Source organism: Streptomyces sp. CNT360, assembly GCF_000424785.1.
The window spans coordinates 225264-251828 of sequence record NZ_AUKO01000003.1 but is presented as its reverse complement, the minus strand read 5'-3'; the positions used below and the strand labels follow the sequence as shown (position 1 = coordinate 251828).

General features: G+C 74.2%; 21 protein-coding genes and 1 pseudogene. 7 read left to right on the top strand and 15 right to left on the bottom strand.

Annotated elements, in window-relative coordinates; genetic code table 11:
* Positions 1–11: 11 nt before the first annotated feature.
* From H297_RS0108490 to H297_RS0108480, 3 genes are all read right to left on the bottom strand, one after another.
* Positions 12–1052 carry a hypothetical protein gene (locus H297_RS0108490; protein ID WP_486589451.1) on the bottom strand — a complete coding sequence of 347 codons (1041 nt, stop codon included), beginning with the start codon at positions 1050–1052 and terminating at the stop codon, positions 12–14.
* A gap of 23 nt (positions 1053–1075) precedes the next feature.
* Positions 1076–1732: a hypothetical protein gene (locus tag H297_RS0108485; RefSeq protein WP_027736682.1), complete on the bottom strand. Its 657-nt coding sequence runs from the start codon at positions 1730–1732 to the stop codon at positions 1076–1078.
* 90 nt (positions 1733–1822) lie between these two features.
* Positions 1823–2377 carry a MarR family transcriptional regulator gene (locus H297_RS0108480; protein ID WP_027736681.1) on the bottom strand — a complete coding sequence of 185 codons (555 nt, stop codon included), beginning with the start codon at positions 2375–2377 and terminating at the stop codon, positions 1823–1825.
* A gap of 65 nt (positions 2378–2442) precedes the next feature.
* Between H297_RS0108480 and H297_RS0108475 the strand changes: the two genes are divergently transcribed.
* Entirely contained in the window at positions 2443–3171 is a 729-nt protein-coding gene (locus H297_RS0108475; RefSeq protein WP_027736680.1) for an SDR family oxidoreductase, read from the top strand.
* A 195-nt stretch (positions 3172–3366) separates the two neighbouring features.
* Here H297_RS0108475 and H297_RS0108470 read toward each other — a convergent pair whose 3' ends face one another.
* Positions 3367–3981 (bottom strand): HD domain-containing protein, encoded by a 615-nt coding sequence (locus H297_RS0108470; RefSeq protein ID WP_051351668.1) that lies wholly within the window; start codon positions 3979–3981, stop codon positions 3367–3369.
* A gap of 462 nt (positions 3982–4443) precedes the next feature.
* On the opposite strand from H297_RS0108470, the gene H297_RS0108465 reads away from it, so the two are divergent.
* Positions 4444–5673 (top strand): Cmx/CmrA family chloramphenicol efflux MFS transporter, encoded by a 1230-nt coding sequence (locus H297_RS0108465; RefSeq protein WP_027736678.1) that lies wholly within the window; start codon positions 4444–4446, stop codon positions 5671–5673.
* Positions 5674–5717: 44 nt separating this feature from the next.
* Here H297_RS0108465 and H297_RS35315 read toward each other — a convergent pair.
* The 11 genes and pseudogenes from H297_RS35315 to H297_RS0108410 all read right to left on the bottom strand — a co-directional run bounded on the left by H297_RS35315 (position 5718) and on the right by H297_RS0108410 (position 18173).
* Positions 5718–7165, bottom strand: a pseudogene (locus tag H297_RS35315) (aldehyde dehydrogenase (NADP(+))).
* On the bottom strand, positions 7162–8676 hold the full coding sequence (locus H297_RS35310) for an amino acid permease (protein WP_078513852.1): 1515 nt from the start codon (positions 8674–8676) through the stop codon (positions 7162–7164). Before H297_RS35310 ends, H297_RS35315 begins: the two are co-directional and overlap by 4 nt.
* Before the next feature lie 54 nt (positions 8677–8730).
* Positions 8731–9732 (bottom strand): proline racemase family protein, encoded by a 1002-nt coding sequence (locus tag H297_RS0108450; protein ID WP_027736677.1) that lies wholly within the window; start codon positions 9730–9732, stop codon positions 8731–8733.
* On the bottom strand, positions 9732–10673 hold the full coding sequence (locus tag H297_RS0108445; RefSeq protein ID WP_027736676.1) for a dihydrodipicolinate synthase family protein: 942 nt from the start codon (positions 10671–10673) through the stop codon (positions 9732–9734). The genes H297_RS0108450 and H297_RS0108445 overlap by 1 nt, the downstream gene beginning before the upstream one ends.
* The gene (locus H297_RS0108440; protein WP_027736675.1) at positions 10673–12187 is read right to left on the bottom strand and encodes an FAD-dependent oxidoreductase; all 1515 of its coding nucleotides are present in this window, start codon (positions 12185–12187) and stop codon (positions 10673–10675) included. Before H297_RS0108440 ends, H297_RS0108445 begins: the two co-directional genes overlap by 1 nt.
* Positions 12184–12552, bottom strand: a complete 369-nt coding sequence (locus H297_RS35305; protein WP_078513851.1) for a (2Fe-2S)-binding protein — start codon at positions 12550–12552, stop codon at positions 12184–12186. Before H297_RS35305 ends, H297_RS0108440 begins: the two co-directional genes overlap by 4 nt.
* Entirely contained in the window at positions 12549–13868 is a 1320-nt protein-coding gene (locus H297_RS35300) for an FAD-dependent oxidoreductase (protein WP_078513850.1), read from the bottom strand. Before H297_RS35300 ends, H297_RS35305 begins: the two co-directional genes overlap by 4 nt.
* A gap of 85 nt (positions 13869–13953) precedes the next feature.
* A complete protein-coding gene (locus tag H297_RS0108425) occupies positions 13954–14583 on the bottom strand; it encodes an XRE family transcriptional regulator (RefSeq protein ID WP_027736674.1) in 630 nt (209 codons plus the stop codon).
* 126 nt (positions 14584–14709) lie between these two features.
* Positions 14710–16731, bottom strand: a complete 2022-nt coding sequence (locus tag H297_RS0108420) for an ABC transporter permease (RefSeq protein WP_027736673.1) — start codon at positions 16729–16731, stop codon at positions 14710–14712.
* 47 nt (positions 16732–16778) lie between these two features.
* Complete coding sequence (gene modA / locus H297_RS0108415) at positions 16779–17558, bottom strand: molybdate ABC transporter substrate-binding protein (RefSeq protein WP_027736672.1); 780 nt, start codon at positions 17556–17558, stop codon at positions 16779–16781.
* Positions 17559–17777: 219 nt separating this feature from the next.
* On the bottom strand, positions 17778–18173 hold the full coding sequence (locus H297_RS0108410; protein ID WP_027736671.1) for a helix-turn-helix transcriptional regulator: 396 nt from the start codon (positions 18171–18173) through the stop codon (positions 17778–17780).
* 296 nt (positions 18174–18469) lie between these two features.
* Between H297_RS0108410 and H297_RS0108405 the strand changes: the two genes are divergently transcribed.
* The 5 genes from H297_RS0108405 to H297_RS35285 all read left to right on the top strand — a co-directional run bounded on the left by H297_RS0108405 (position 18470) and on the right by H297_RS35285 (position 26562).
* Complete coding sequence (locus H297_RS0108405; protein ID WP_027736670.1) at positions 18470–20044, top strand: PucR family transcriptional regulator; 1575 nt, start codon at positions 18470–18472, stop codon at positions 20042–20044.
* 173 nt (positions 20045–20217) lie between these two features.
* Complete coding sequence (locus tag H297_RS0108400) at positions 20218–21027, top strand: SAM-dependent methyltransferase (protein ID WP_027736669.1); 810 nt, start codon at positions 20218–20220, stop codon at positions 21025–21027.
* Between the two features lie 41 nt (positions 21028–21068).
* Entirely contained in the window at positions 21069–22043 is a 975-nt protein-coding gene (locus tag H297_RS35295) for a pentapeptide repeat-containing protein (protein WP_486589450.1), read from the top strand.
* A 576-nt stretch (positions 22044–22619) separates the two neighbouring features.
* Entirely contained in the window at positions 22620–23723 is a 1104-nt protein-coding gene (locus tag H297_RS42655; RefSeq protein ID WP_486589449.1) for a thiopeptide-type bacteriocin biosynthesis protein, read from the top strand.
* Complete coding sequence (locus H297_RS35285) at positions 23698–26562, top strand: lantibiotic dehydratase (protein ID WP_051351667.1); 2865 nt, start codon at positions 23698–23700, stop codon at positions 26560–26562. The genes H297_RS42655 and H297_RS35285 overlap by 26 nt, the downstream gene beginning before the upstream one ends.
* The last annotated feature ends 3 nt before the right edge of the window (positions 26563–26565 follow it).

Sequence of the window (26565 nt, the reverse complement as noted above, 5' to 3'; positions counted from 1 at the left end):
CCTGCGCGGGCTCAGTCCCGCACGATGGACTGGATCTCCTTGACCGTGACGTCGTGCGTGGTGCTGAACTCCCCGGCCGGCAGGCCGGCGCCGCTGCCGTCCGAGCCCTTCCAGGAGATCTCCCACGTGAGGGTCGCCTTCAACGGATAGGAGCCGTTCTTCGCGGAGGCACGCAGGTAGCGCACCCCGCACGGCGGGGTCTCGTCCTTCTTCCCCGCGGAGTACGGCTCCCCGAGCTTGCACTTCCCCGACGCCGGATACGTCTTGGCGTCCTCGGTACCGGGATCGAGCGTGAGGGAGACGGGCTCGGCCGTCGTCGTGGCCGAGATGTGCGGGTTGTCCAGTGAGGCCGTCACGCTCACCGACCTGAACTTCTTCTTGTCCGCCCACACCCAGGTGTCGAGGTTGACCGTCTGCTTGTCCTCGGGGTTCGTGGAGATCTCGGTGCGGGGGATGGGGAGCCGCTCGTAGGCGTACTCCGCCAGCACCTTCGGACTCACCGCGAGCGGCACGTCCTCGGGGGTCTTGCCCTTGTCGACCCAATAAGCGTGTTGGCCGCACTTGTCGGCCTCCGGATCGTCGGCACGGTCGGGATTCTTCACCCCCTCCCAGAACATGCCCTCGCCCTGCTTGTCCATGTTGTAGTTCTTGTACTTGTCGGTCTGGTAGTAGTTCTCGTAGAGCCCGACCACCTGATTGGCTATCGCGTCCGCGGCCTTGTGGTTGCTCTCGGAGAGATCGTCGAAGATCAAGCCGGTCTTCTTCTTTTTCTTCTTCGGCTTCTCAGGCTTGGCGCCCTCGATCTTCTTCCTGAGCTCCTTCGGGGACGTCTTCGGCTCGTACCAGCACGCCGGCGGTTCCCAGTTGGAGTTCTGCGGGGTGAGTTTGACGGTGTCCCCGCGCCCACCGCCGCCTGCGCCGCTGACCTGCACGCGGGACACTTCCGAGACGAGGTCGGTCTTGTCCGTCGAACCGGTCGCCTTGTTGGTGCCCGATCCCTTCGGGCCCGCATGGGCGAAACCCGACCCGGCGATGAGCAGCCCAGTAGCCATCACGACGACTGAGCCTCTGCGCATCAGTCCATGCATTTCTTGGCCTTCGCTGTCTCGGAACCCGACGTTGCCTGCCACACCCCGTCCTTGTTTCGCTCCAGACGAAGTCGGCTGAAGATGTAGTTCAAGTCGCCCCCGTTGTTCGGTTCCAGCTTGCCCGTCTTGAGATCCTTGTTCTTCGCCTTGCTCTCGTCGGTGCAGAAGCTGACCTGCGCGACGGTGTCACTCTGCAACTCGACGTGCTGGTCGTAGTAGCGCGTGACACCGGCCCAGCTCTGATTCTCCTTGATGGTTTCGAGGACGTACTTGTCCGAAGCCATCAAGGACTCGCCCTTGGCGTACTTCTTCACCAGGTCGGTGTCCTTCCGGGTGGTGATCACCCGGTCGATCGAGTTGATCCGCCGCTGGTTGTCCGCCAGGACCGCCTTCTTCTTCGGGTCACCTGTCCCGGCGTCCTCGAAGACGTTCTTGGCGTCCTTCGCCAACTTGATCTCGGAAGGCTCGGCCCTGGACGGGCCGGAGCTCTTTTTCGGGGCGGCGCTGGACTTCGACGGCCCGCCGTCGCCCGCGCCCTTGATCTCGCCCTTCGAGTCGCTGTCACCGCCCCCGCACGCGCCCAACAGCAGGGCCGCGGTGACGGCTCCTGCGGTCCACATCGCTGTGCTCGCCTGCTTGTTCATATGCAACGAATCTCTCAGCTCTCTGCCCGCAGTTCGATCTCTCGAAAGTTACTACAGGGGAAGAGAGGGCCGACAGTCGATAGCCGGGCCTTACTCCGGTTCCCCCACCTGGGTCAGTCCGTGATCGTTCAACCGCTGTTGCACGTCCTGCAGCAGAACACGCAGCAGCCCCGCCAGTTGGTTCTGCTGCTCGGCGGTGAGGCCGGTCAGCAGGTCGGCCTCGCGGGTGAGGACCTGGTCGACGGTGGACTCGACCAACGTGTGCCCCTCCGCCGTGAGTTCGACCAGGACGGAGCGGCGGCGGGCCGCGCCGGGACGCCGGGTGACCAGGCCCTCGCGTTCGGCGCGGGCCACCCGCTGGGAGATGGCACCGGCCGTGATCATGGAGCGTTCGGCGAGCTCGCGCGTGGTGAGCGCGTACGGCTCGCCCGCGCGCCGCAACATGCTGAGCAGGTCGAGAGTGGCGGTGTCGACCCCGGCGCGGGCCAGCACCCGGCGGCGGTCGTCACCGAAGAGCTTGGCCAGCCGCCACAGCGGGGTGACGACGCCGATGGAGGAGACGGGGGTGCCGGGCCGTTCGCGCTGCCAGGCGGCGGCGATGGCTTCGACGGGGTCGGACGCGGGGTCGGGGTTCTCGCTTGCCACGGGGCCTCCTCCGGGTTACGTTCAGGTCTAAATTTAGAACTGAACGATTCTCTGGAGGACACTCTATGGCACGGGGCATCCTGGTCACCGGTGGCGCGACCGGCATCGGCTTCGCCGTCGCCCAACGCTTCGCGCAGGACGGGGAGTCGGTCGTCGTCACCGGCCGGCGGCGGGCGCCGCTGGAGGCGGCGGCCGACCGGATCGGGGCGCGGGCGGTGGTGTGCGACCACACCCACCCCGAGGCGGTCACCCGACTGCTCGACGCGCTGCCGGACCGGCTCGACGTCCTGGTCAACAACGCGGGCGGCAACACCGACCTGGTGGCAAAGGACGACGAGGGGCTCGGCGCGCTGGAGGTCTTCGCGCGGGACTTCCGCGCCAACCTGGACGCCAACCTGCTCGGCGTGGCGCTGACGACCCGAGCGGTCGAGGGCCGGATCGCACCAGGCGGAGCGATCATCAGCATCGGCTCCATCGCGGCCGACAAGGGCGTCGGTGCGTACGCGGCGGCCAAGGCCGGGCTGGCCTCCTGGAATCTGGGCCTGGCCCAGCAGGTGGGCCCACGGGACATCACGGCGAACGTCGTCGCTCCGGGCTACATCGCCGACACCGAGTTCTTCAAGGGCAAGCTCACCACCGAGCGCCGGGACCACCTGATCAACTCCACCGCGCTGGGCCGCCCCGGCACACCCGGCGACATCGCGGGCGCCGTCGCCTTCCTGGCTTCCGACGCGGCCCGCGACATCACGGCGCAGGTCCTCAACGTCAACGGCGGCGAACGCGGCACCCGCTGACCCGCCGGCGATGACGTCGGACCGCAGGTGTGGTCGGTGGTGCTCGACGGACGTACCCCGGGCCGGGTTCCCGCCGCGTTCGGCGGCACCCTTCCCGGCCTGGGGCCCTGGCGCCCCACCCGCCGCGGCGGCCGGTGTCCGGCTGGGACAGCCGGTACGGGTGCGCAGGAGCCACCGCGGTGAGAGGTCAGGGGGTCAGGGGCGGAGGAGGCCCTGGGTGAGGGCGGCTTCCCTGACCTCCTCGTACAGCGCCGTCAGCGTGGGGCTCCCGCTCACGCGCGGGAGCTGGAGCTGGTCGAGGGCGGCGGCGTCGGCGTCCACGTCGGCCCAGCCCTGTCCGGTGAGCAGACGCATCAGCGCGGGGTTGAGCCGGTCGGCGCCCCGTACCAGGCGCGCCTCGGGCGTGGCGGCCTCCTCGTACTCCCGCCACAGGGCGAGCAGTTCCGGGCCGAGCGGGGCGGGGAGTGCGCCGAAGCGGTCCTGGGCCGCCGCCTCCTCGGTGCGGGCCTTCCGGTCGAGGGCGTCGTCGCCTGCCTCGGCCGTGTGCCAGGCCGACGGGTCACCGGCGTCGATCTCCACCAGGTCGTGCATCAGGCACAGCTTCAGCATCCGCTCCAGGCTCAGCGGAAGCCCGCTCTCCCGTTCGAACTCGGTGTGCAGCGTCCAGCACACCATCGCCAGGTGCCAGGAGTGCTCGGCCACGGACTCGCGCCGCTCGGCGGTGGCGTGGTTGTGCCGCTCCACCTCGCGCAGGCGGGCGGTGTGGGCGACGAAGTCGAAGAGGGTGCGGACATCAGGTTCGTTGCTCATGACAGGCCGCACCCTAGCGGGCGGGGGCCGCGCGGCAGAGGCGCCGGGAGCCGCCGGAAAGGAGTCGACCGGGGTGTCCTGCGGGGCTAGGGTGCCGGGCGTGTCCAGTCCCGAGGCCTCCAGACGGTAGCCACCGGCCGCCCGGTGGCTGCTCCGCGACGTTCCGCCCCGTGCAGGGCCCTCCGGACGGAGGCCCTGCACGCAGGCTGCTTCCACGACGACTGCCGCGTGACGACTTCTGCGCGGTGACCGCTGTGCGGTGACCGCCGTCGTGCGGTCGGTTGTGCGTATGCGTCGAGCGCCCTGCCCGGGTTGCCGTGTTCCGGATCCTTCCGCGGCAGTCGTGTGCTCCACCGCGGCCCCGCGACCGGACGGACGGCCCCTTTCCGGGGGCACCGCCCCGGCCGGCCCGGTGTCGCGCGCCTGCCGCTGTCCTCCATTCACGGGATTGCGGAGTTTCGCATGCCATTTGTGCTGTACGTCCTCGCGTCGGCGGTGTTCGCGCAGGGGACCTCGGAGTTCATGCTGTCCGGGCTCCTTCCGGACCTCGCCGCCGACCTGGGGGTGACCGTGTCCTCGGCCGGGCTGCTGACCTCGGCGTTCGCTGCGGGGATGGTCGTCGGGGCCCCGCTGATGGCGGTGGTCGGCCGCCGCTGGGACCGGCGTCGGGCGCTGCTCGGCTTCCTGTCCGCCTTTCTGCTGGTGCACGTGGTCGGGGCGGTGACCAGCAGCTTCGCCGTGCTGCTGGGCACACGCGTCGTCGGTGCGTTCGCCAACGCCGGATTCCTCGCCGTCGCCCTGACGACGGCCGCCGCGCTGGTCGGGCCCGACGCCAAGGGCCGTGCCACCTCAGTGCTGCTGAGCGGGGTCACCCTCGCCTGTGTGGCCGGGGTGCCCGCGGGCGCGCTGCTGGGGCAGGTGTGGGGGTGGCGGTCCGCGTTCTGGGCCGTGGCCGTGGTCTCCGTACCCGCGCTGGTGGCGCTTCTGCGCTCCGTACCGGGCGCCGCCGCCGACAGCGTGGCGCCGAGCGTCGGTGTCCGTGGCGAACTGGCCGCCCTGCGCAGGCCCCGGCCGCTGCTGACCCTGCTGCCGGCCGCCCTCGTCAACGGCGCCACCTTCTGCTCGTTCACCTACCTCGCTCCGCTGGCCACCGAGGTCACCGGGTTCGGCACCGCCTGGGTGCCGCTGCTGCTGGCCCTCTTCGGCCTCGGCTCGTTCCTGGGCGTGACCCTGGCCGGCCGCCTGGCGGACACCCGCCCGGTGCGGGCGTCGGCAGCGGGCGGGGTACTGCTGGGCGCGGGCTGGGTGCTGTACGCACTCGTGGCGGCGCACCCGGTCGCGGCCGTCGTGCTGGTGCTCGTCCAGGGAGCCCTCTCCTTCGGCGTGGGAACCCTCCTGATCGCGCAGGTGCTGTACGCGGCGGCCGGGGCTCCCACCCTCGCGGGCGGTTTCGCCACCGCGGCGCTCAACGTGGGCGCCGCGGTGGGCCCGTGGGCGGGCGGCGCCGCAATCGCCGCCGGCCACGGCTACCGCGGCCCGCTGTGGGTCAGCACCCTGCTGGTGACCCTGGCCCTGGCGACGGGCGGCACGGCGTGGCGTGCGACGGTACGACGTACCCGTACCCGTACCCGTGCGTCGGCCCGTGCGCGTACCGGGACCGGCGACGGCGACTCGGCCGCTCCTCCTGGGTGACGGACCGACCAGGTGAAGGTCGCCGGAGCGTCCACGGGCCGGGCCTATCCGGAGATCTGCTGTGGCACGTTCCAGGGGTTGTCGTCGCGCAGCGGTGGGGGCAGCAGGTCCTGTGGGCAGGACTGGTAGGCGACCGGGCGCAGGAAGCGTTCGAGGGCGGCCGTGCCCACCGAGGTGGTGGCGGGGGTGGTGGCGGCCGGGTAGGGGCCGCCGTGCTGCATCGCGGGGGTCACACAGACCCCGGTGGGCCACTGGTTCCACAGCAGTCGCCCGGCGCGGGAGGTCAGCGCCCCCGCCAGAGCGCCGAGTTCTCCCGTCTCGGACGGTTCCGCGTGCAGGCTCGCCGTCAACTGGCCCGGCAGCGCGGCGACAGCCTCGGCGAGGGGCTCGATGTCCTCGTACGTGACCACCAGACCGAGCGGCCCGAAGCACTCCTCGGTGAGGGCCGGGCCCGCCGCGGTGAACGCCGCGAGTCCGTCGTGAGCAGCCGCGGACCCGGTGCGCCCGCCTCTTCGGGCGCGTCGGGCCATACGAGGGTCCGCACCCCGGGCTGCGCGGCGAGCCGTCGCGCCGCGGCCGTGTACCCGTCGGCGATCCACCGGCCCAGCATCGGCGCCCCGCGGACCTCGCTGAGCCGCGCGGCGATGTCCGTGACCAGACAGGTGGCGGAGGGGACGAACAGGAGCCCCGGATTGGTGCAGAACTGTCCCGCGCCCTGGGTGAGGGAGCCGACGTACCCTTCGGCGATCTCCGTGCCCCGCGCCGCGGCGGCCTGCGGGGTGACGACCACCGGGTTGACGCTGCCGAGTTCGCCGTAGAAGGGGATCGGCACCTCGCGTTCGGCGGCGATCCGGGCCAGCGCCAGGCCGCCGCGCTGCGAGCCGGTGAACGCGGCGGCAGCCAGCGCGGGATGGCGCAGCGCCGCAACGCCCGCCTCCTCGCCCTCGATCAGGGCGAACATGCCCGTGGGCGCGTCGGCCTCGCGCAGGGCGCGGTGGACGGTATCGGCCGTACGCCGCGCGAGTGCGGGGTGACCGGGGTGGGCCTTGACGACGACGGGGCAGCCGGCGGCCCACGCGGAGGCGGTGTCGCCGCCCGCGACGCTGAAGGCGAAGGGGAAGTTGCTCGCGGCGAAGACGAGGACGGGGCCGAGTGCCGTGCGGCAGCGCCGCAGGTCGGGCCGGGGGCCGGTGGGCCAGCGGGGGTCGGGCCTGTCCAGGCGCGCGTCGTGGAGGGTACCGGTGCGCACCTCGTCGGCCAGCAGCCGCAGTTGGAAGGTGGTGCGGCTCAGCTCGCCCTCCAGCCTGGCCGTGCCCAGCGACGTCTCCGCGTCGGCGGTCGCGACCAGTGCGGCGCGCTCGGCCTCCAGCGCGTCGGCGACGGCCACCAGCGCGCCGGCCCGCACGGTGGGGGAGGCGGCGGCGCAGTGCGGGGCGGCAGCGGCGGCGGCGCGGACCGCCTCATGGACCTGCGGGATACTCGTGGGGCTCATGGTGCGGGGGTTTCCTTGTCGTTGCCGGGGGGCGGGGGATCCGCGGGCCGGTGCTCCGCGGGCCGGTGCTCCGCGGAGTTGCGGTAGCCGAAGACGCCGTAGACGACCATGCCGAGGGCCATCCAGCCGGCGAACCGCAGCCAGGTGACCGGGTCGAGGTGGGCTATCAGCCAGCAGGAGAAGGCCACGCCGACGGCCGGTACGAGGGGGACCAGCGGGGTGCGGAAGGCGCGGGGCAGCTCGGGGCGGGTGCGGCGCAGCACCATAACGGCGACGGCCACGACGACGAACGCCACCAGGATGCCGATGTTGGTCAGGTCCGCGGCCTCCCGGATGGGCAGGAAGCCCGCGATCAGCGCCGAGCCGATGCCGACCGGCCAGATCACCCGCGTGGGCACGTGGCGGCGCGGATGGTTGCGGGCGAAGGCGCGGGGCAGCAGCCCGTCCCGGCTCATGGAGTACCACACGCGGGTGACGGCCAGCATGTTGGCGAACGCGGAGGTCGTCACGCCGATCACCGCGCCGACCGCGACGACCAGCCCCGCAGTGCCCAGTCCCACCGACTCCAGGGCGCTGGAGAACGGGCTGGCGGTGTCGATGTGCCGGTAGTCCTGCATGCCCAGCAGGACGACGCAGACCAGCAGGTAGACGACGGCGGCGATGGCGAGCGAGACCACGATGGCTTTCGGCAGCAGCCGTTTGGCCTCGGCGCTCTCCTCGGCGGCGGCGCTCATCGCGTCGTACCCGTAGACGGCGAAGAACGCGGTGGCCGCGCCGGTGAACGCGCCGCCGATGCCGAAGGGCATGAACGGCGAGAAGTTGCCGGCCGACATGTGGAAGGCGCCCGCGGCCACCACCAGCGCGACGATGCCCAGCTTCACCACGACCAGCACCGTCTCGAACCGCGCGGCCTCCTTGGTGCCGCGGGAGAGGACGAAGGCCAGCAGGAGGCACAGCAGCGCCGCGAACACGTCCACCCTGTGCCCGGAGCCGGTGCCGGGAGCGCCCAGCATCCAGTGCGGCAGGTCGACGCCGATCCGCTCCAGGATGTAGGAGAAGTAGCCGGAGACGGCGATGGCCACCACCGCGACGATCGCCGTGTACTCCAGCAGCAGGTCCCAGCCGATCGCCCAGCCGATCACCTCGCCGAGCGCCGCGTAGGAGTAGGTGTAGGCGGAGCCCGCCTTCGGGATCATGCCCGCGAACTCGGCGTAGCACAGCGCCGCGGCGCCGCTGGCCACGATCGCGATGAGGAAGGAGAGCATCACCGCGGGGCCCGCGTCGTCGTGGGCCACCACCCCGGCCAGCGAGAAGACACCGGCACCGACGAGTCCGCCCAGGCTGAGGGCGACGAGCTGCCACAGGCCCATGGTCCGCTTCAGCCCGCCCCGCGTCTCCTCCTCGGAGGAGTCGACGGGCTTGAGGCGGAAGATCCCGGCGCGGCCGAACAGCCCGGCGTGCGCGGGGGGCGGGGAGGAGCGCGGTGGTCTTGCGGGGGTCGTACGGGACATGAGGGGACCTCCGGTCCGCCGGCGGCCTGCGGCGCGCGGCCGCCCGGCCGCGGCCTACAGGACGAAGCCGTGGGGGAACGGGTCGCGCGGGTCCAGCAGGTAGTCGGCCATGCCGGTGATCCACGCCCGCCCCGAGAACTCGGGTACCACCCCGGGCACACCGCCGACCTCGACGGTCCGAAGCAGCTGTCCCACGAAGCGGGTTCCGATGAAGGACTCGTTGACGAACTCGGTACGCAGCGGCAGCAGTCCGCGCGCGTGGAGCTGCGCCATCCGCGCCGAGGTCCCCGTTCCGCAGGGGGAGCGGTCGAACCAGCCCGGGTGGATGGCCATCGCGTTGCGCGAGTGGCGGCCGGTCGACCCGGGGGCGAGGAACTGCACGTGCTTGCAGCCGCTGATGGCCGCGTCCACCGGGTGTGCGGGGCGGTTCTGCTCGTTGACGGCGCGCATGATGGACAGCCCGGCCGCCAGGATGTCGTCCTTGCGGGAGCGGTCGAACGGCAGGCCGATCCGGTCGAGTTCGACGAGGGCGTAGAAGTTGCCGCCGTACGCCATGTCGTAGCCGACCTCGCCCAGTCCTGGAACGGTGACGGAGGCGTCCAGCTCCAGCGCGAAGGCGTCCACGTTCCGCAGCGTGACCTTCTCGGCCACCCCGTCGCGCACCGCGACCCGCGCCTCGACCAGCCCCGCAGGGGTGTCCAGCCGCACCAGCGTCTCCGGCTCGGTCACCGCCACCATGCCGGTCTCCACCAGTACGGTCGCCACCCCGACGGTGCCGTGCCCGCACATCGGCAAGAAGCCGCTCACCTCGATGTAGACCACGCCCCAGTCCGCGTCCGGGCGGGTGGGCGGCTGCAGCAGGGCGCCGCTCATCGCCGGGTGCCCGCGCGGCTCGTCCACCAGGAAGCGGCGCAGCTCGTCCAGGTGCTGCACGGCGTACCGGCGGCGCTCGGCCATCGTCGCGCCCGGGATCGGCGGCACCCCTCCGGTGACCACCCGGGTGGGCATGCCCTCGGTGTGCGAGTCGACGGCGCTGAGGGTGCGGACCGAGCGCATCAGGCGGCCGTCCGCTCGTCGAGGGCGGCGATCGCCCGCGCCATGTCGGCCTCCACCCGGGCGCGCAGGCCGTCGGGCAGCGGTCCGCGCGGCGGCCGGCAGGGGCCGCCGAACCGGCCGACCTGCTCCATGCCCAGCTTGATCGCCTGGACGAACTCGGTGCGCGAGTCCCAGCGGAAGGCGGCCACCAGCGGCTCGTACAGGGCCCGGGCCTCGGCGAGCCGCCCGGCGGTCGCCAGCTCGAAGAGGCGGGCGGACTCGGCGGGGAAGACGTTGGGGAACCCGGCGAACCAGCCGCTCGCGCCCATGAGCAGGCTCTCCAGCACGACGTCGTCGGCGCCGCTGATCACCTCCAGGCCGGTGCCCGCGGTCCGCTCCTTGATCTCCAGTACCCGGCGCACGTCACCGGAGAACTCCTTGACGGCCACCACGCCGTCGATCTGTGCGATCTCCGCGACCAGGTCGGGGGTCAGGTCCACCTTGGTGTCGATCGGGTTGTTGTAGACCATCACGGGCAGCCCCACGGAAGCCACCGCCTCGAAGTGGGCCAGGACCTCCACCCGGTTGGCGCGGTACATCGTCGGCGGCAGGCACAGCACGCCGTCGGCGCCGTCCTGTGCGGCCACCTCCGTCCAGTGCCGCGCCTGGTGCGAGCCGACACCGTGCACGCCGACCACCACGGTGCCCGCGTCGCCCACCGCCTCGATCGCGGTACGGGCCACCGTGCGGCGCTCCTGGTCCGTGAGCGACGAGTACTCGCCCAGCGACCCGTTGGGCCCCACGCCGTGGCAGCCGCGCTCCACCAGCCAGCGGCAGTGCTCGGCGTACCGGTCGTAGTCGACCGCCAGCCCGGCCGGTGCCGTGGCCTCCTCCCGGTACGGCAGGGCCGTGGCCACCACGACACCGCCCAGACCGCGGGCCGACTGCGTGCTCTGGTTCATCAGTGCTTCTCCTCTTCGGGACGGGGGAGGGGAACGGGGGAGGCGGCCAGTTCGCCCAGCCGGATCGGCTGGGCGACCGGCCTGCGGTGGGTGGCGGCCGCCTCGGCCGGGGACGTGCCGGCCTCCCCGGCGCCCAGGCGGGCGCGGAGTGCGGCGACGGTGGGGCCGCAGATCCGGCCCTGGCAGGGACCGAGACCGGCGCGGGTGGCGAGCTTGGAAACGCGTGGGTCGGCACCCGCGGGTGAGCGCAGCGCGGCGCACAGCGTGCCGTAGTCGGTCTCCTCGCAGCGGCACACCACGGTCTCCGGCCGCAGCCAGCCGGGCCATGCCGCGCCGACGGGGTGGGCACGGGCGAGCCGCGCGGCGAACGCCCGCCCCGCGTCCCGGCTTTGCCGCAGCACCCGCAGCGCAGGGGCCGAGGGGGCACCCCCGGCGGCCGTCCACCCGGCGACGGAGCCCTCCGCCCGCGCCGCCGGAGCGCCGGCGACACCGGTGATCTCCCCGGCGGCGAACACGCCCGGCACACTGGTGCGCTGCACCTCGTCGACCCGTACGTACGCCCCAGCCGCTCCGGGATCCCCGCCCGCCGCGGCGGGCGGAGCCTCCTCCAGGGCGCAGCCCGCCGCCAGCGGCAGTTCGAGCTGGGGGCTGAAACCGTGGCTGACGCACACCGCGTCCACGCAGAGCACGCGCCCGGTTCCGGGCACCACCGACCAGTCGGGCCGCAGCCGCGCCGTGACGACCTCCTCCACCCGGCCGTCCCCGCGCGCCTCGACCACCGCACGTCCCGTTTGGTACGGCACCCGGTGGCGGGCCAGCGCCGCGGTGTACGCGGCCAGTTCGGCGGCCTTGCCCCACTGTGCGGCAAGCTGCCAGGGGCGGCGGCCCCAGCCCCGGACGACCGTGGCGGCGGGGTTGGCCTCCAGGACGGCCGCCACGTGTGAGCCGGCCTCCAGCAGCGAGGCGGCCACCGGGAGGAGGAAGGGGCCGGCGCCCGCGACGGCCACCCGGTCGCCGACGGCCACCCGCTCGCCCTTGGCCAGCGCCTGTGCTGCCCCGGCCGTGTAGACGCCGGGCAACTGCCAGCCGGGGAAGGGCAGCACCCGGTCGTGGGCGCCGACGGCCAGGACCAGCGCGTCCGCGTCCAGCGTGCTCCGGGCGCGCCCCGTACCGTCCACCGGGCCCGGGCCCACCAGGTGCACCCGCGGCGGCCCCTCACCTGCGGCCTCCCGCTGCTCCAGCGCCCACACCGAGGTCCGGGGCAGCCACCGGCAGCGCGGATGGCTCAGCACCCGGCGGCGGCGCAGCTGATACGCGCGCCACCCGTGCTGGAGGCGGCCGGGGCGCTCGGCGCGGTAGTCCGCGGGCACCGTGCGGTGGTACTGCCCGCCGGGTTCCTCCGCCGCGTCGACCAGCGTCACCCGCGCGCCGGCGGCGAGCGCCGCGTACGCCGCCGAGAGCCCGGCGGGTCCCGCGCCGACGATCGCGACGTGCGGGGGCGTCGTCCTGTTCACCGTTCCTCCCCGTGGGCGGTTCCGGTCTGCTGCCCGGCCTCGGATCGTCCGGTCCGTCCGGTCGGCCGGGCGCGGGAGGAGGTGGTGACCTCGTCGCCGTCGGCGGCCCGGCGGCGGCAGGCGCGCACATCCGGCTCGTCGTTGACGGTCACCAGGCAGTCGAAGCAGACGCCGATGCCGCAGAAGACGCCGCGCGGCGCCCCGGAGGGACCCTGCCGCCAGGCCCGGCGGCCGGCCGCCAGCAGCACCCCGGCCACGCTCTGTCCGGCGATGCCGGTGACCGGTTCGCCGTCGACGGTGATGTGCAGCGGCCGTTCCCGGCGGCCGACGGCGTCCTGCGCGGCGGGTACGCGTCGCGCGCTCATGACCTCTCCTCCCGCGAGTCCTCGGGTGCGTGTCGGCGTGTGCCGCACTGATGCGCGCCGTGCTGTCGCTCGCCGTGCTGGACGTCTCGCTGCCGGCTGACGTCGCTGACAGTGGTGCCTTGCCGCCCGCGGTCCGACGCGGGGCCGAGGACGGCGGGACGGTCCACCCGGAAGGCGTCGGCGTCCATCGGGGCGGGCCCGCCGAGGAGCAGGTGGCGCAGCAGCCGGGCCGTGCCCACCGACAGCCCGATACCGGCCCCTTCGTGCCCGGTCGCGTGCCACAGGCCCGGCAGCCGCGGATCGGCGCCGATGACCGGGAGGTGGTCGGGCACGTACGGCCGGAAGCCGCCGTACGCCCGCATCACCGGCACTCCGGCCAGCGCGGGGAAGAGCCGCAGCGCCTTGGCGGCGACGGCCGAGAGCACCTCGGGCCGCAGCCGGTCGTCGAAGCCGACCCGGCGCCGTGACGAGCCGATCAGTACGCTGCCGGCCCGGGTGGACTCGACCACCGCGGAGGTGCGGAGCTCCTCCTCGCTGCTGCCGACGGCCCCGACGTAGTCGGCGTCGTAGACCTTGTGGAAGACGGTGGGCGGCAGCGGCGTCGTCACCAGGACGTCGCCGCGCCGGGGTTCGACGGCGATCGGCGCACCGAGGCGGGCGGCCAGCGCGCCGGCCCAGGGTCCGGCGGCGTTGACGAACACGTCGGCCTCCAGAAGCCCGCGGGTGGTGCGGACTCCGGTGAGCCGGCCACCGCGTACGGCACCGGAGCGCACCTCTTCGCCGCAGCGCAGCGCCGCCCCCGCAGCGAGGGCATCACTCAGCAGCGCGGTGGCCGCACCGGCGGGCTGGACCTGGGCGTCCTCGGGGTAGTGGACGGCGGCGGTGTGCTCGCGCGTGACGAACGGCTCGGCCTCCAGCAGCGCGTCGGTCTCCAGCGGCCGGGCCTGCACGCCTGCCGCGCGCTGCTCAGCGGCGAACCTGGCGAGTCCGTCGGCCCCGGCACGCGTCGTCGCGACGACGATGCCGCCTTTGGGATCCCACTCGGCGGTGGCGGCGGCGCGGCGGCCCGCGGCGGAGCCCGCAGCGATCCCGTCGAGCACCTGCGGCCACAACTGCCGCGAGAGGCAGGCGAGTTCGAGTTCGGGTCCCGGGCCCTTGTCGGAGACCAGCACGTTGCCCTCGCCGTGCGAGGTGGTCGCCGAGGCGGGGCCGCCCCGGTCGACGACGGTCACCGCCAGCCCGGCGCGGGCGAGTTCGCGGGCGCAGGCCGCGCCGACGATCCCCGCACCGAGCACCACGGCGCGCGTTCCGTACATCGAACCCCCTCGTTCGGTAAAGCGAACGAGAAGGACCGTAAGCCCGCGCGGCGGAGACCGTCAACGGGTGGGACAGGCGGCGCGCTCACCGCTCCCCGCAGGGCACTCCCTCGCCGGCGGAGTACGGCGCCTGAGCATGCAGCCGCTGGTCGGCGCGGTACTGCAGAAGCAGGACGGAGCGCACCGTCTCCGCCAAGGCCGTGTAGCTGTGCGGGAGCGTGGCGTCGAAGCCGACGTAGTCGCCGGGGCCCAGCTCCACCTCGCGGCCCTCCACCCGCACCCCGAGCCGGCCGGCCTGCACGATGGTGTGCTCGACGCCCACATGGCCCAGCGAGTCCCGCCGCTCACCGGCCCGCACCTGCTGGTCGTACACCTCGAAGACGCCCTCGCCCGACTCGATCCGCTGCAGCGGCCGCAGATCCACGCCCTCGCCGCTGAGCACCTCCACCTCGCTCGCCCTCACCACCCGCAGGCCCAGCGGGGGGCGGGTGTCCAGCAGGTCGGAGATGGGGACCTCCAGCACCCGGGAGAGGCTGAAGACCGTCTCGATGGTCGGGTTGCCGGTGCCCGACTCCAGCTGGGAGAGCGTCGCCTTGCCGATCTTCGAGCGCCGCGACAGCTCGGAGATCGACAGTCCCCGCTGGGCCCGGGCCCGTTTCAGGTTGAGCGCCAGCATGCCCCGGACCGACTCGGTGGTCCCCTCAGGACCGCTCACGGCCCCTCCCTTCCCGGTGCGCGCCCCTGGTCCTACCGTTCGGTATAAGGAACGCTTGGATGGCGTACCGCGCCATTATCGCCATTGTCCCGAACGGGCGGCGGGGGAGGAGGCGTCGGAAGGGGGTCAGCGCTCGACGAGTGCGATCTCCGTGGCCTTGACGCCGGTGAACACCTCGGTGCCGTCCGCCAGGCCGAGTTCGGCCACCGCGTCCGCGGTCACCTCGGCCACCAGATCCGGATGTCCCACGCAGGTGACCAGCACCCGCATCCGGCTGCCGACCGCCGTGATCTCGCGGACCGTCCCCACCCAGACATTGCGCGGACTGCCCTGCGGGCGTACGCGGTGCAGGGAGACGGCCTCCGGGGCGACGACCGCCAGCACGGCGGCGCCCTCCGTCACCGGGTCGGCGACCACCAGGGTGCCGCCCTCGTCGAGAGCTAGCGTGCCGTCCCCGGCCGCCGTGCCCGGCAGCGCGTTGCGGCCCAGCATCCGCGCCACCCACGGCGAGCGGGGGTGCCGGGTCACCTCGGCCGGGGGAGCGTCCTGCAGGGCCCGGCCGTCCTCCAGGACCAGCACCCGGTCGGCCAGCGACACGGCCTCCACCGGGTCGTGGGTGACCAGCAGGCAGACGCCGCCGAAGTGCCGCAGATGGCCACGCAGGGTGTGCCGCACATGGGCGCGCGTCGTCTGGTCGAGGGCCGCCAGCGGCTCGTCCAGCAGCAGCAGCCTGGGCCGGGCCGCCAGCGCGCGGGCCAGCGCCACCCGCCCGGCCTGGCCGCCCGACAACTGCGCGGGCCGGCGGTGTGCCAGGTGCCCGACGCCCAGCCGCTCCAGCCACGACCCGGCCAGCCGGCGCGCCTCCGCGCGGCGTACGCCCTGGGCGCGCAGCCCGTAGGCGGTGTTGGCCAGCGCGCTCAGGTGCGGGAAGAGCGCACCGTCCTGCGGCACCCACGCGACGCCCCGCCGGTGCGGGGGCAGCGTGCCCACCTCCGCGCCGCCGAGGGCCAGTCGGGCGCGGGCGCGCGGGGTCAGTCCGAGCAGCGCGCGCAACAGCGTCGTCTTGCCCGCTCCGTTGGGGCCGACGACGGCCACGGTGGTGCCGGGCTCCGCGTCGAGCGCGAGCTCGGTGAAGCCGGTGACCTGGATGTGCAGATCCCACTGCGGGCCCGGCCCCGGGGCGGAATCCGGAGCGGACTGCGGACCGGTGTGCGAGCCGGGCGCCCCGTGGCCGGCCCTGCCCTCGGCCCCGTCCGCGTCCGCCGCAGCTCCCGTTCCCCCTCCCGCATCCGGTTCCGCCACCGCCTGGGTTCCGGCGCGCGGGACACCCGTCGCGCGTCCCCCGCCACCGCCGGTCCACCGTCCGCGCAGCCCGAAGAGCACGGCCATGGCGATGACCAGCAGCAGCAGCGACACCGAGGTGGCCGCCTCCGGCTGGTCCTGGAGCAGCAGATACACCTGGAGCGGCAGCGTCTGCGTCGTGCCCGGCAGGTTGCCCGCGAACGTGATCGTCGCCCCGAACTCGCCCAGCGCCCGCGCCCAGGTGAGCGCGGCCCCCGCGGCCAGCCCGGGGGCCACCAGCGGCAGCGTCACGGTCAGGAACACCCGCACCGGGGAGGCCCCCAGCGAGGCAGCCGTCTCCTCGTAGGCGGGCCGCAGTCCGGCGAGCGTGCCCTCCAGACTGATCACCAGGAACGGCATCGACACGAACGTCGCCGCCACCACGGCACCCGAGGTGTGGAAGGGCAGGACGATCCCGAAGGTGTTCTCCAGCCACGGCCCCAGCAGCCCGCGCCGCCCGAAGCCCAGCAGCAGCGCCACGCCCCCCACTGTCGGGGGCAGCACCATCGGCAGCAGCACGAGGGACCGCACCAGCGCCTTGCCGGGGAAGTCGACCCGGGCCAGCAGCCAGGCCAGCGGTACCCCCAGCACCAGGGAGAGCGCCAGGGCACCGCAGGAGACCAGCAGCGAGAGCTTCACCGCCTCGGTGACGCCCTCGCTGCCCAGGTGTGTTCCCAGCTCCCCCCACTCCGTCCGCGCCAGGATGCCGAGCAGCGGCAGCAGCAGGAACCCGACGGCGAGCAGCGCGGGCAGGCCCAGCGCGAGCGGCGTGCGGGTCCGGGTGCGTACGCGGGTGCGCGAGCGCAGGACGGAGCGGGCGCCCGGCGTGGCGCGGTCGGGGGTAGGGGCGCGGGTCACGGCTTCTGGAAGCCCGCCTCACGCAGCAGCTTCTGCGCCTTCGCGGACCGGAGCCACTTGACGAAGGCCGCGGCCTCCTTCTTGTGCTTCGACTCCTTGAGGGTGGCTGCCGGGTACGAGGCGATGGCGTTCTGGTCGTCGGGGATGTCGATGGCGTCCACCTTCTTGGGCGCCGTGGCGGCGTCCGTCCGGTAGACGACGCCGGCGTCGGCCTCGCCCAGCTCCACCTTGCTCAGAACCTGGCGGACGTTGGTCTCCTTCGAGACCGGCTGGACCTTCAGCTTCTGCTTGTCCAGCACCTGCTTGCTGTACTGCCCGACGGGCACCTCGGGCGCGGCCAGCACGACCTTCAGCTTGCTGTCGGTGAGGTCCTTGAGGCTTTGGACCTTCTTCGGGTTGCCTTCACCGGTGGTGATCACGAGCCGGTTCTTCGCGATGACGGTCGGCTCCGAGGTCTCGCCCTGGAGACTGTCCATGGTCCTGGTGTCGGCGGTGACCAGCGCGTCGGCCGGTGCGCCCTGCTTGACCTGGGCGGCCAGTTCCTGCGAGCCCGCGAAGGAGAAGTTGACCTTCGTGTCCGGGTGTTCCTCCTCGTAGGCCTTGCCGGCGGCCTTGAAGACGTCCGTGAGGGAGGAGGCGCCGAGCACGGTCAGCTCGGTCTTTCCGCCCTTGCCGGCCTTGTCGTCACCCCCGCCGCAGGCGGCGAGCGGGACGAGCACGGCGACGGTGGCGAGCGCCGCGAGGGCGCGGCGGGGAGTCAGGGGGTGTACAGACATGGCGACAGGAACTCCTGGTCGGAGGGGACGGATGGACGGGCGGAGCGGTGTGGGGGAGGGGGACCCGGGAGGGACGGCGGCGCGGACGACACGGGCGGCGCCGGAGGGCCCGCCAGTGCGCGGGGCGCCGGGCACCGGCGGGGTGCCAACGGCGCGTGGGGCGCCGATGGAGTGCGGCCCTTCGGGGGGGGCGTCGGCCTCTCAGAGGACACCGGCCCTTCAGGGGGTGTCGATGTGCACGCTGGTCGACTTGACGCGAGCAGTGGCCTGCATGCCGACCTCCAGCCCCAGTTCCTCCACGGCCTCGCGGGTCAGCAGGGAGACCAGCCGGTGCGGGCCCGCCTGGATCTCGACCTGCGCCGCCACGTCGCCGACCGTGACGGCCGTGACGATGCCGGGGAAGGCGTTGCGTGCCGACGTGTAGGGGAGCTCCTCGTCGTCGTTGGCCTGCTGGCCGAGTGCGACGGAGAAGGCGGCCAGGTCCCGCCCGTCGATGAGACGGCGCCCGCTCTCGTCGCGGTGCGTGGCGACCCGGCCCGCGTCCGCCCAGCGCCGCGCCGTGTCCGGGCTGACGCCGAGCAGCCGGGCTGCCTGGCCGATGGTGTACGACTGCATGTGCGCCAACGTATGGTCCCGAGGCTCGCACGTGCAACGTGTCCAGCATTTTCCTATAGCATCTGCCAGCCTTTCTCGGAGGAAGGCCCAACCGAGGCGCTGCCGTTGTCCCGCTCCCCGGACACCGCCCGGCTTCTGCCAGCTGCCGCCGTACCCGCCCGGACCCCGCATCCGTCGGTGGCCGATCAAGAGCGGTACCGCACCTTTCGCCTGGCATCTACCATGCTCGACACCGAACATGGCTGGCAGATGCGGCGCGCGTGTCGCTGCCGGCGCGCACCAAGGAGCAGCACCGTATGCACGTCGACGACCTCCTCCAGCTCGACGCCCTCGACCTCACCCTCGTCTGGGGCGACGAGAAGCTGCTCGCCCGTGAGATCACCGGCGTCACGGCCACCGACCTGGAGGACCCGCAGCGCTTCGTACGCCCCGGCGAGGTGGTGCTGACCGGTCTGGTGTGGTGGCGCAGCCACGCCCCGGAGCGGGCCGAACGGTTCCTCACCGCGCTGGCCGCGACCGACGCCTGCGCCCTCCTCGCCGGCGAGGAGACCCACGGGGAGGTGCCCGCACCCGTGGTCGCGGCCTGTCGTGCCCACCGCATACCGCTCCTCGCCGTGTCTCCCCGCACCACCTTCCGTGCCGTCACCGACGCCATATACCTGCGCCGTTGGAGGGAGTTGAGCCGCGGCCCCGGCGACCACGCCCATGCGCTGCCCGAGAGCGTCCGCACCGCACTCGACCACCTGCTGGGCGCCGGTGCCGGCCCCCGCACTCTGCTCGACCGTGCCTTCGCCCACCTCGGCTCACCGCCCTGCCACCTGCTCACCCCCACCGGACGCACCGTCGCCACGACCGCGGGCACCTGCCCGCTGCCGGCCGCCGCGGCGGCCGAGGCGCTCGCCGTCACCTCCCGCGGAGTACGGCTGCCGGTCGAGCCTTCGGGTTCCCCCCTGGCCGGGTGGCACCTCTATGTCCCGGACGAGGGCGCGGTACCGCCCCGCGTCCTGCGCGAGACCGCCGACGTCCTCGCCCGCTGCCTGCACCACGGCGCCGACGCCGAGTCCACCGCCCGGCAGGCCGGTGACGCCCTCGCCGAGCTGCTGTGCGCCGCCCCGCGTCCCGGCGCCGACACGCCCGACGAGACCGCCCTGCGCTCCGCCCTGAGCGCCTGCGGCATGCCGGAGGCGGGACCGTACGAGGTGCTGGCCGTGGACGCGGGCGGTGACCCCGAGGCGGCGGCCGACGCCCTGACCGAGGCGCTGCTGCACCCGCCGGCCCCCGCGCCGTCCCCCGGCCGCCCCACCGGGCCGTTCGCGGTGGGGCGCACCCGTACCGGCGCGGCGGTGGCGGTCGCCGCAGCGCAGGGCGAGGCGGGCGCGCCGTCCGACCGGGTGGCCGCGGTGTGGCCGCTCCTGTTGGCCTGCCGGGGCGGCCAACCACTGCACGGGGGTGCCGGCGCCCTGGCGGCGGGACCTGCGGAGCTGGCCGGGGCCTACCGGCAGGCGCGGTACGCCCTCGACGCGGCCCGCCACCGTCCGCCGGGCAGCCCCTCGCTGGTCACCGTGGCCGATCTGGGCACCGTCGACCTGCTGATCGCGGGGCTGCCCGAGGAGGTGCGGGCCGCCTACCGCACCAACGCGCTGGGCCCCCTCCTGACGCAGGACACCGCCTCGCACCGCACGCTGCTGGAGACCCTCGACGCCTTCTTCACCCACCACTGCTCGTGGGCCCGCACGGCCGAGGCCCTGCACCTGCACGTCAACACGGTGCACTACCGCATCCGCCGCGTGGAGACCCTCACCGGACGCGACCTGTCCCGCACGGACCACCGGCTCGACCTCTACGCGGCGTTGCGCTGCTTCGGCAGGTGAGCCCGCTTCCCGCAGGGCGGTGACCGGCGCGAGGCGGACACGTGTCTGCCGGCGACGGGGCCGGCGGCCTAGACTCGACGCACGGACCCACACGGCACGGACCATCCACGGCACGAACCACCCCCACGGCACGGGCGACCCACCGTGCGGGCGAGGAGAGGCGAGGACACGGCGTGAGTGAACGCAGCGGCCCCGAGGGCGCCGGGGCGCCGGCCACCGACATCGCGCACAACGCCAGGGTGTGGAACTACTGGCTGGGCGGCACGGACCACTACCCCGTGGACCGGCAGGTCGGCGACCACATCACGACCATGTACCCGAGCATCCGCGAGGTGGCCCGCGCCGACCGCGCCTTCCTCGGCCGCGCCGTACGGTACCTGGCCTCGGAGGCCGGCATCCGGCAGTTCCTCGACGTCGGCACCGGGCTGCCCACCGGCGAGAACACCCACCAGGTCGCCCAGCGGGTCGCCCCCTCCGCGCGGATCGTCTACGTGGACAACGACCCCACCGTCCTCGCCCACGCCCGCGCCCTGCTCAGCAGCTCCCCCGAGGGCGCCACCGACTACATCGACGCCGACGCCCACCACCCGCAGGCCATCATCGACGCCGCCGCCGACACCCTCGACTTCGTCGAACCGGTGGCCGTCATGATGCTGGGCGTCCTCAACTTCGTCGCCGACACCGACGAGGCGGTCCGGATTGTGCAGACGCTCACGCACGCCGTCCCCTCCGGCAGCTACCTGGTACTCACCCACCCCACACTGGAACTGGGCGGCTCGGCCAACGAGGAAGCCATGCACTTCTGGAACGCGCACGCCACCCCGCCGATCACCGCGCGGGGCCGCACCGAGGTGGCCCGCTTCCTCGACGGGCTGGAACTGCTCGCGCCGGGCGTCGTCTCCTGCTCCCGCTGGCGGCCCGGCCACGCCGCCGACGACGAGAAGACGGTCGCCCAGTTCGGTGCCATGGCCCGTAAGCCCTGACCGGCGCATCCTGTCGCCGCCGGGCCGGTTAGCGTGGACGGGTGAGCGAGAGCAAGGCCGAAGGGCGTACGGAGCGGCTGAAGGCCGACTGCGCGCAGTGTGCCGGACTGTGCTGTGCGGCGCTGCCCTTCACCAGGTCGGCGGACTTCCCGATGGACAAGCCCGCCGGGCAGCGGTGCGGCAACCTGACCGCCCGGCACCGCTGCTCGATCCACACGGAACTGCGGGAGCGCGGCTTCACCGGATGCTCCGTCTTCGACTGCTTCGGAGCCGGACAGCGGGTGACGGCGCGCGACGGTGCCGCCCACGGACCGCAGCTCTTCGCCGTCTTCCGCGTGACGCGGCAACTGCACGAACTGCTGTGGCTGCTCACCGAGGCCGGGACGGCCGCCGGGTGCACGGAGACCGCCGCCCTGGTCGCGGAGCTGGACGCGCTGATCGACGGCGACACCGACACGCTGCTCGCCACCGACGTGGAGGGCTGGCGGGAGCGGGTGGGACCCGTCCTGGAACGGGTCAGCGAACGGGTACGGCGCGGGCTCGGCGGCCGTGACCTGCGGCGTGCCGATCTGATGGGCGCACGGATGCGAGGCGCGCAGCTACGTGGAGCCGGACTGCGGGGTGCGCTGCTGATCGCCGCCGATCTGCGGGAGGCGGACCTGCGCCAGGCGGACCTCCTCGGCGCGGACCTGCGGAACACGGATCTGCGGGGCGCCGACCTGTCGGGCGCGCTCTTCCTGACCCAGCCACAGGTGAACGCAGCACTCGGAGACTCCGCCACCGCCATCCCCGACGCCCTCACCCGCCCCGCCCATTGGCCGGAGGAGCCCACCGCCGACCGGAGCGATGACGCCGACGGCAAGAGCCGGGGCGACGCCACGGGCAGAAGCAGCAACGGCAGGACCGGCAACGGCAGAAGCGGCGGCCGTGGCAGAAGCGTCGGCGGTCGCAGGAGCGGCGGCGGTCGCACCGGTGGCGGGAAGGGCAGGCGCGGGGGCGGCGCCACGGCGCGCTGACCCGCGAGCGGGTGACGTGACCCGTGGGAGCCCGCCGTCGCGGCGCGGGCCGGGGACTGCTCGCCGACGTACGACGCTCCCCGGAGGGGCTGAGTCCACGCCGACGCCACGCCGCCCGCCTGCCGGAGCTTCCGCTGCGGTGGTTCTCGCCGCCGGCCGTCTGCCGGTTCACCGGCATGACACCGTTCGCGCCCTTCGCGGTGCACCAGGCGAACGAGTTGGCCGCGGACCGGTTCGAGGCGGTCAGGCGGTACTGCGAGCGCTCCACCCCCGGCCCTGACCGGTGGCCCGCTCCGGGTGAACGAACCGGCGCACAACCGCCGTTCATATGAAGAACACGGGTTTCTTGTTCGGCCGTGGCAAAGCGGGGAAGTTCCCTTTCGAAAGGTGATTGCGAGGACCGCGAGAACCGCGAGAACGCTGTCGCCGTGAAAGGGGGCGGAATTGCCGCAGCACTCGTCTCCACCGCACTCGCACTTGCTGTACCTGCCGCACTCGCCGTCCGCGCTCGTCGCACGCCTCCGCGACGTCGGCTCACGCGGCCGTTGTGCTCTGTCGGCGGGGCGCACGGGTTTCGTGACCGGCCTGACCGCCGCGCGGCGCGCGATGCGCAGGGCCGGTGAGATGCCGGACGACGCGCCGTGGGTGCAGCTCAATCTCGCACCTGAGCGAGGCGCTCACGGCCGAGCACGCTGTTATGCGGAACTCGCCGCGCTCGCCGACGAATTCCTCCGGGAATCCCACGTGCACAATTTCTTCTTCATGCACAAGCCGCCGGGAATCCGCGCCCGCTTCCAAGCCGTGGAATGCAGTACCGGAAAGGCACGCGGGACCGGCCCCGAACTCGGCCCCGGTCCCGGGCCCCGTTCCGGGCAGGTGCCCGCAGACCGGTCAGGAGCGGCCCCCGGAGCCCGCCCCGACGCCGGCACTTCAACCGGGCCCGGCGCGGGGGCCGGTGACCGCTCCAACGCGGGTCACGCGGGTGACGGGTACGAAGGGGACGGCCCGGAGGGGGCCGGTGAGCTGCGGGCCGTTCTCGTGGGCCGCCTCGCGCAGAGCGAGGGGCTGCGGCGGCCGCCGGTGTGCACGGTCTACGAACCCGAGGACTACCTCTTCGGGGGCCCGGCCTCGATGCGGTACGTGCACGAGCTGTTCACCCTCGACTCCCTCGCCTGGCTCGACCACCATCTGCACCACCCCGACACCGGTACGGGCCCGGCCGGCTGGCGGCTCTCCCTGATCCTGCTGCGGGAGCTGTTCGACGGGCTCGGGATCGTCGGCTGGGAGCACCGCGGTGTGTGGGAGGCGGTCGGCCGCGAGACGGGGCGCCGTCTGGGCGGCGTGGCCGCGGGCATCGACCCGGCCGCCCGCGAGCGGGCGGCAGCCGGCATCGTCGCGTACTGGCGCACACCCCGCCAAGAGGCGCTGGGCGCCTTCCCCGCGGAGCGGCGGGCAGCCGTGGCCCGGCACGCGGAGGCCGTTCACGAGGCAGCCGCCCGTTGGCGTGACGGCTACTTCGAGGCAGGCCGGGCCACCGTGGGCCCGCGTACGGCAGCGGCCTACTTCACCGTCTTCCACTGGAACCGCGGCCTGATGTCCCTGGCCCGCCAGAGCCTTCTGACGGATGCGCTGGCCCAGGAGGGGAGGGGCGCACATGCCGCCGCGCCGACAGCACGCTGACGCCGCGACGCGGCACCGCGCCACCGCGGGCACCGTGCACCCTCCCAGGGAGGGGGCCGCCCCCGAACCACTCGCGGCCGCTGCCCTGTTGCGTCTCGCCGGTGTCCCCGCCGCGCTGTGGGCGAGCGCCGGGAACCCCGCACTGTTCGCGCGGGCCGACGCCCTGGCCGACGGGCGGGCGCGGCACGCCGCACGGGCCCGCGCGCTGGGCGTACGGCTCGGCGAGGAGGTCGTCCCCGACACGCGGCTGGGGACGGCGGACCGGCGTGCCGTGCTGGCGCTGCGGCGGCGGCTGCACGCGGGGGACGTGCTGTTCCCCGTCGGCGACCGCGGCGCGTCCGGCGCTCGCCCGGACCCCATCCTGGGCGAGCGCCTCATCGCGCCGTGGCCCGCGCTCGCGGGGGAGTTGCGTCTGCTGCGCCAGGACGCCGAGGCCCTGGCCGCCGACGAGTCGGCCTTCGTCCACGAGGTCGCCGCCGAACGGGAGCGGACGAGCACGCTGCTGCTGCACACCGCCCTCGCGGAACCAGCGCTGCGCGGCTTCCTCGCGGGGGCCGCACCCCGCGTCGTGCCCGACCTGGAACGCCGCGCCGCGGCGGGCGAACCGTGGGACGGCAGGCGGCAGCGCAAGGGCGTCGGCTATCTGTGGCGTGCGCTGTCCCGCACAGCCGCGAAGACCACCCCGCGTGACTGGGCCGGTCAGTTGGCGGTGCTGCCCTCCACCGGGCCCGGCGGCACGGAGGGACCGGCCCTCGTGCTCGACCCGGAGACGGGACACGCGCCGGTGGCCGGGGCCCCGTGGGGGCTGGAGCTGGTCGCGGCGCGCAGGACGGAGAACGTGCACCTGCTGTGGTCCCGGCTCCGCGACCTCGACCTGACCGACGCCGCCCCGCACCTGCTCCTCGCCCCGGCGCCGCTGCACCATGCCACGGGCGAACCCGGCACGGGAGACCGGCACTTCTGCGTCGTGGACCCCGACCCCGGCGGGGGCGGACGGCTGCGGACCCTGGCGCTGCGCCGCACCCCGGCCCTGGAGGCCGTCATGCGCCTCCTCGCCGCCACGCCCCGCACCCTCGGCGCCCTGGAGGCCGCCCTGGGACCTGAGTCCTCCCACCCGGCCCTGCGCACCTTCCTCGCCCACCTGCACACGCTCGGGGTGCTCCAGGTCTGCGTAGCCCCGCGAGCCGCCCGCCTGCCCTGGACCGCCCGGCCCCCCGGCCTCCCGGTCCCCCTGGGCGGCACACCCCCGGGCGAGGACGGCAGCGGGGACGGTGACACGAAGGGGGACGGCGGCGCGCAGCAGGGATCCTTCCTGGACTCCTACCGTGCCGCCGCGCGCCCCGCTGACGCGTCCGCGGACTGCCGCCCCCGCCTTGCGCGTTCCGCCGCGCAGGCGGTCGCCGACGGGCTGGGGCTCGCACGGCGGGTCGGCGAGCTGTGCGAGGCCAACCGGCGGCACGGCGAGCGGTGGCAGGCGACGCCGGAGGCGGCTGCCCTCGGGGCCGAACCCCTCTCCGTGGCGCGGCTCGTGGCGGCCCACGCGGACGACCCCTCGCGTGGCCCGCAGCCCCGCGCGGCCCGCACCTGCTGGGAGCCCGCGCACACACCCGGGTCGGAGTACGCCCGGCTGCTGGCGTACCTCGGTGCGCGCCTGGAGCGGGAGCAGGTCGATCTGGACGGGCCGCTGCTGGACGCTTTGGGTGCGCCGCCGGTGCCCGAGGTGCTGGAGGCCTGGCCCGTCGACTGCCTGGTGCGGCCGCTGGCCGCCGGCCGCTCTCCGCGAGGGCGCCCCGGTGACGGCGCGGGCCGTACCGGGCCGGTGGCGGTGCTGGAGTCCGCGTCGCCGGCCGGCGTGCTGGACGCCCGCTTCGCCGAGGCGCTGGGGGAGCTGTACGGCGCTGACGCCGCGGTCGGATACCCCGACACGGCCCGGTACCGGGACTTCCTCGCCGCTTTCGAACGGCGCACCGGGCTCCGCTTCCTGGAGGTGCTCGTCCCGCCGCTGACCGAGGCGGCTGCCAACGCGGTCCGCCGCCCCGTGGCCACCGGCTGGTGCACGGGCGACCCCGACACGCCGCTGTACTACGGGCGGTGCCCCGAACCGGGGGCCGAGCGGGGGCCCACTGCGCTGCCGCCGGTCCGGCACCTGCCTCTGGACCGGGTGACTTTGCGCGTCCTCGACGGCACCCTGGTCGCGGAGGCCGACGGCGTCCGCGTCCTGCCGGTGCACCACGCCACCCGCACCCCGGCCCCGCCCTACGACCGGCTGCTGCCCCTGCTGAGCGGGGCGGGGCACCCGGCGACGCGGCGGATGGTGCGGCTCGACGGGCTGGCGGGCGCCTTTCCCGAGGCGCGGCGGGTGCCCCGGCTGACGGTCGGCGGGCTGCTCGTCGTCAGTCCCGCGCAGTGGCGGCTGCCACGCACCGCCCTGTGGCGGACGGCGGACAGCGAGCCCGCGAAGGTGACGGCGCTGGCCGCGCTGCGCCGCTCCCACGGGCTGCCCCGGTTCGGCTACCTGCGTGCGCACCCCGCCGGCAAGCCGCTCCCCGTGGACCTGGCCGCGCTGCCCGTGCTCCAGGCGGTCGAGCGGCTCTGCCAGGCCGAACCCGGCACGGACCTGGTCTTCGAAGAGGCACTGCCCGCGCCCGACGCCCTCCCGGGTCCCGCCGGTTCCCCGGGCAGGGCGGCCCAGGTGCTGCTGCGCCTGCCCCGCGACCGTACGGCCGAGCAGCTCGCCCAGCGCGCCCACGCCGCCTGGCGCGGCGCCCACAGCCTCCCCGGTACCCCGCCGCTCTCCAACGGTGGCGGGACGCCGGGGCGGACACCACATCCGCAGTGAAAG

Bases quoted from the DNA above. Each gene is read 5' to 3' on its own strand.
- H297_RS0108490 (WP_486589451.1), bottom strand. From the start codon at position 1,052: ATGGCTACTGGGCTGCTCATCGCCGGGTCGGGTTTCGCCCATGCGGGC.
- H297_RS0108475 (WP_027736680.1), top strand. From the start codon at position 2,443: ATGGCACGGGGCATCCTGGTCACCGGTGGCGCGACCGGCATCGGCTTC.
- H297_RS35310 (WP_078513852.1), bottom strand. From the start codon at position 8,676: ATGTCCCGTACGACCCCCGCAAGACCACCGCGCTCCTCCCCGCCCCCC.
- H297_RS0108450 (WP_027736677.1), bottom strand. From the start codon at position 9,732: ATGCGCTCGGTCCGCACCCTCAGCGCCGTCGACTCGCACACCGAGGGC.
- H297_RS0108405 (WP_027736670.1), top strand. From the start codon at position 18,470: ATGCACGTCGACGACCTCCTCCAGCTCGACGCCCTCGACCTCACCCTC.
- H297_RS0108465 (WP_027736678.1), top strand. From the start codon at position 4,444: ATGCCATTTGTGCTGTACGTCCTCGCGTCGGCGGTGTTCGCGCAGGGG.
- H297_RS0108485 (WP_027736682.1), bottom strand. From the start codon at position 1,732: ATGAACAAGCAGGCGAGCACAGCGATGTGGACCGCAGGAGCCGTCACC.
- H297_RS0108410 (WP_027736671.1), bottom strand. From the start codon at position 18,173: ATGCAGTCGTACACCATCGGCCAGGCAGCCCGGCTGCTCGGCGTCAGC.
- H297_RS35285 (WP_051351667.1), top strand. From the start codon at position 23,698: ATGCCGCCGCGCCGACAGCACGCTGACGCCGCGACGCGGCACCGCGCC.
- H297_RS0108470 (WP_051351668.1), bottom strand. From the start codon at position 3,981: ATGAGCAACGAACCTGATGTCCGCACCCTCTTCGACTTCGTCGCCCAC.
- H297_RS35305 (WP_078513851.1), bottom strand. From the start codon at position 12,552: ATGAGCGCGCGACGCGTACCCGCCGCGCAGGACGCCGTCGGCCGCCGG.
- H297_RS0108445 (WP_027736676.1), bottom strand. From the start codon at position 10,673: ATGAACCAGAGCACGCAGTCGGCCCGCGGTCTGGGCGGTGTCGTGGTG.
- modA (WP_027736672.1), bottom strand. From the start codon at position 17,558: ATGTCTGTACACCCCCTGACTCCCCGCCGCGCCCTCGCGGCGCTCGCC.
- H297_RS35300 (WP_078513850.1), bottom strand. From the start codon at position 13,868: ATGTACGGAACGCGCGCCGTGGTGCTCGGTGCGGGGATCGTCGGCGCG.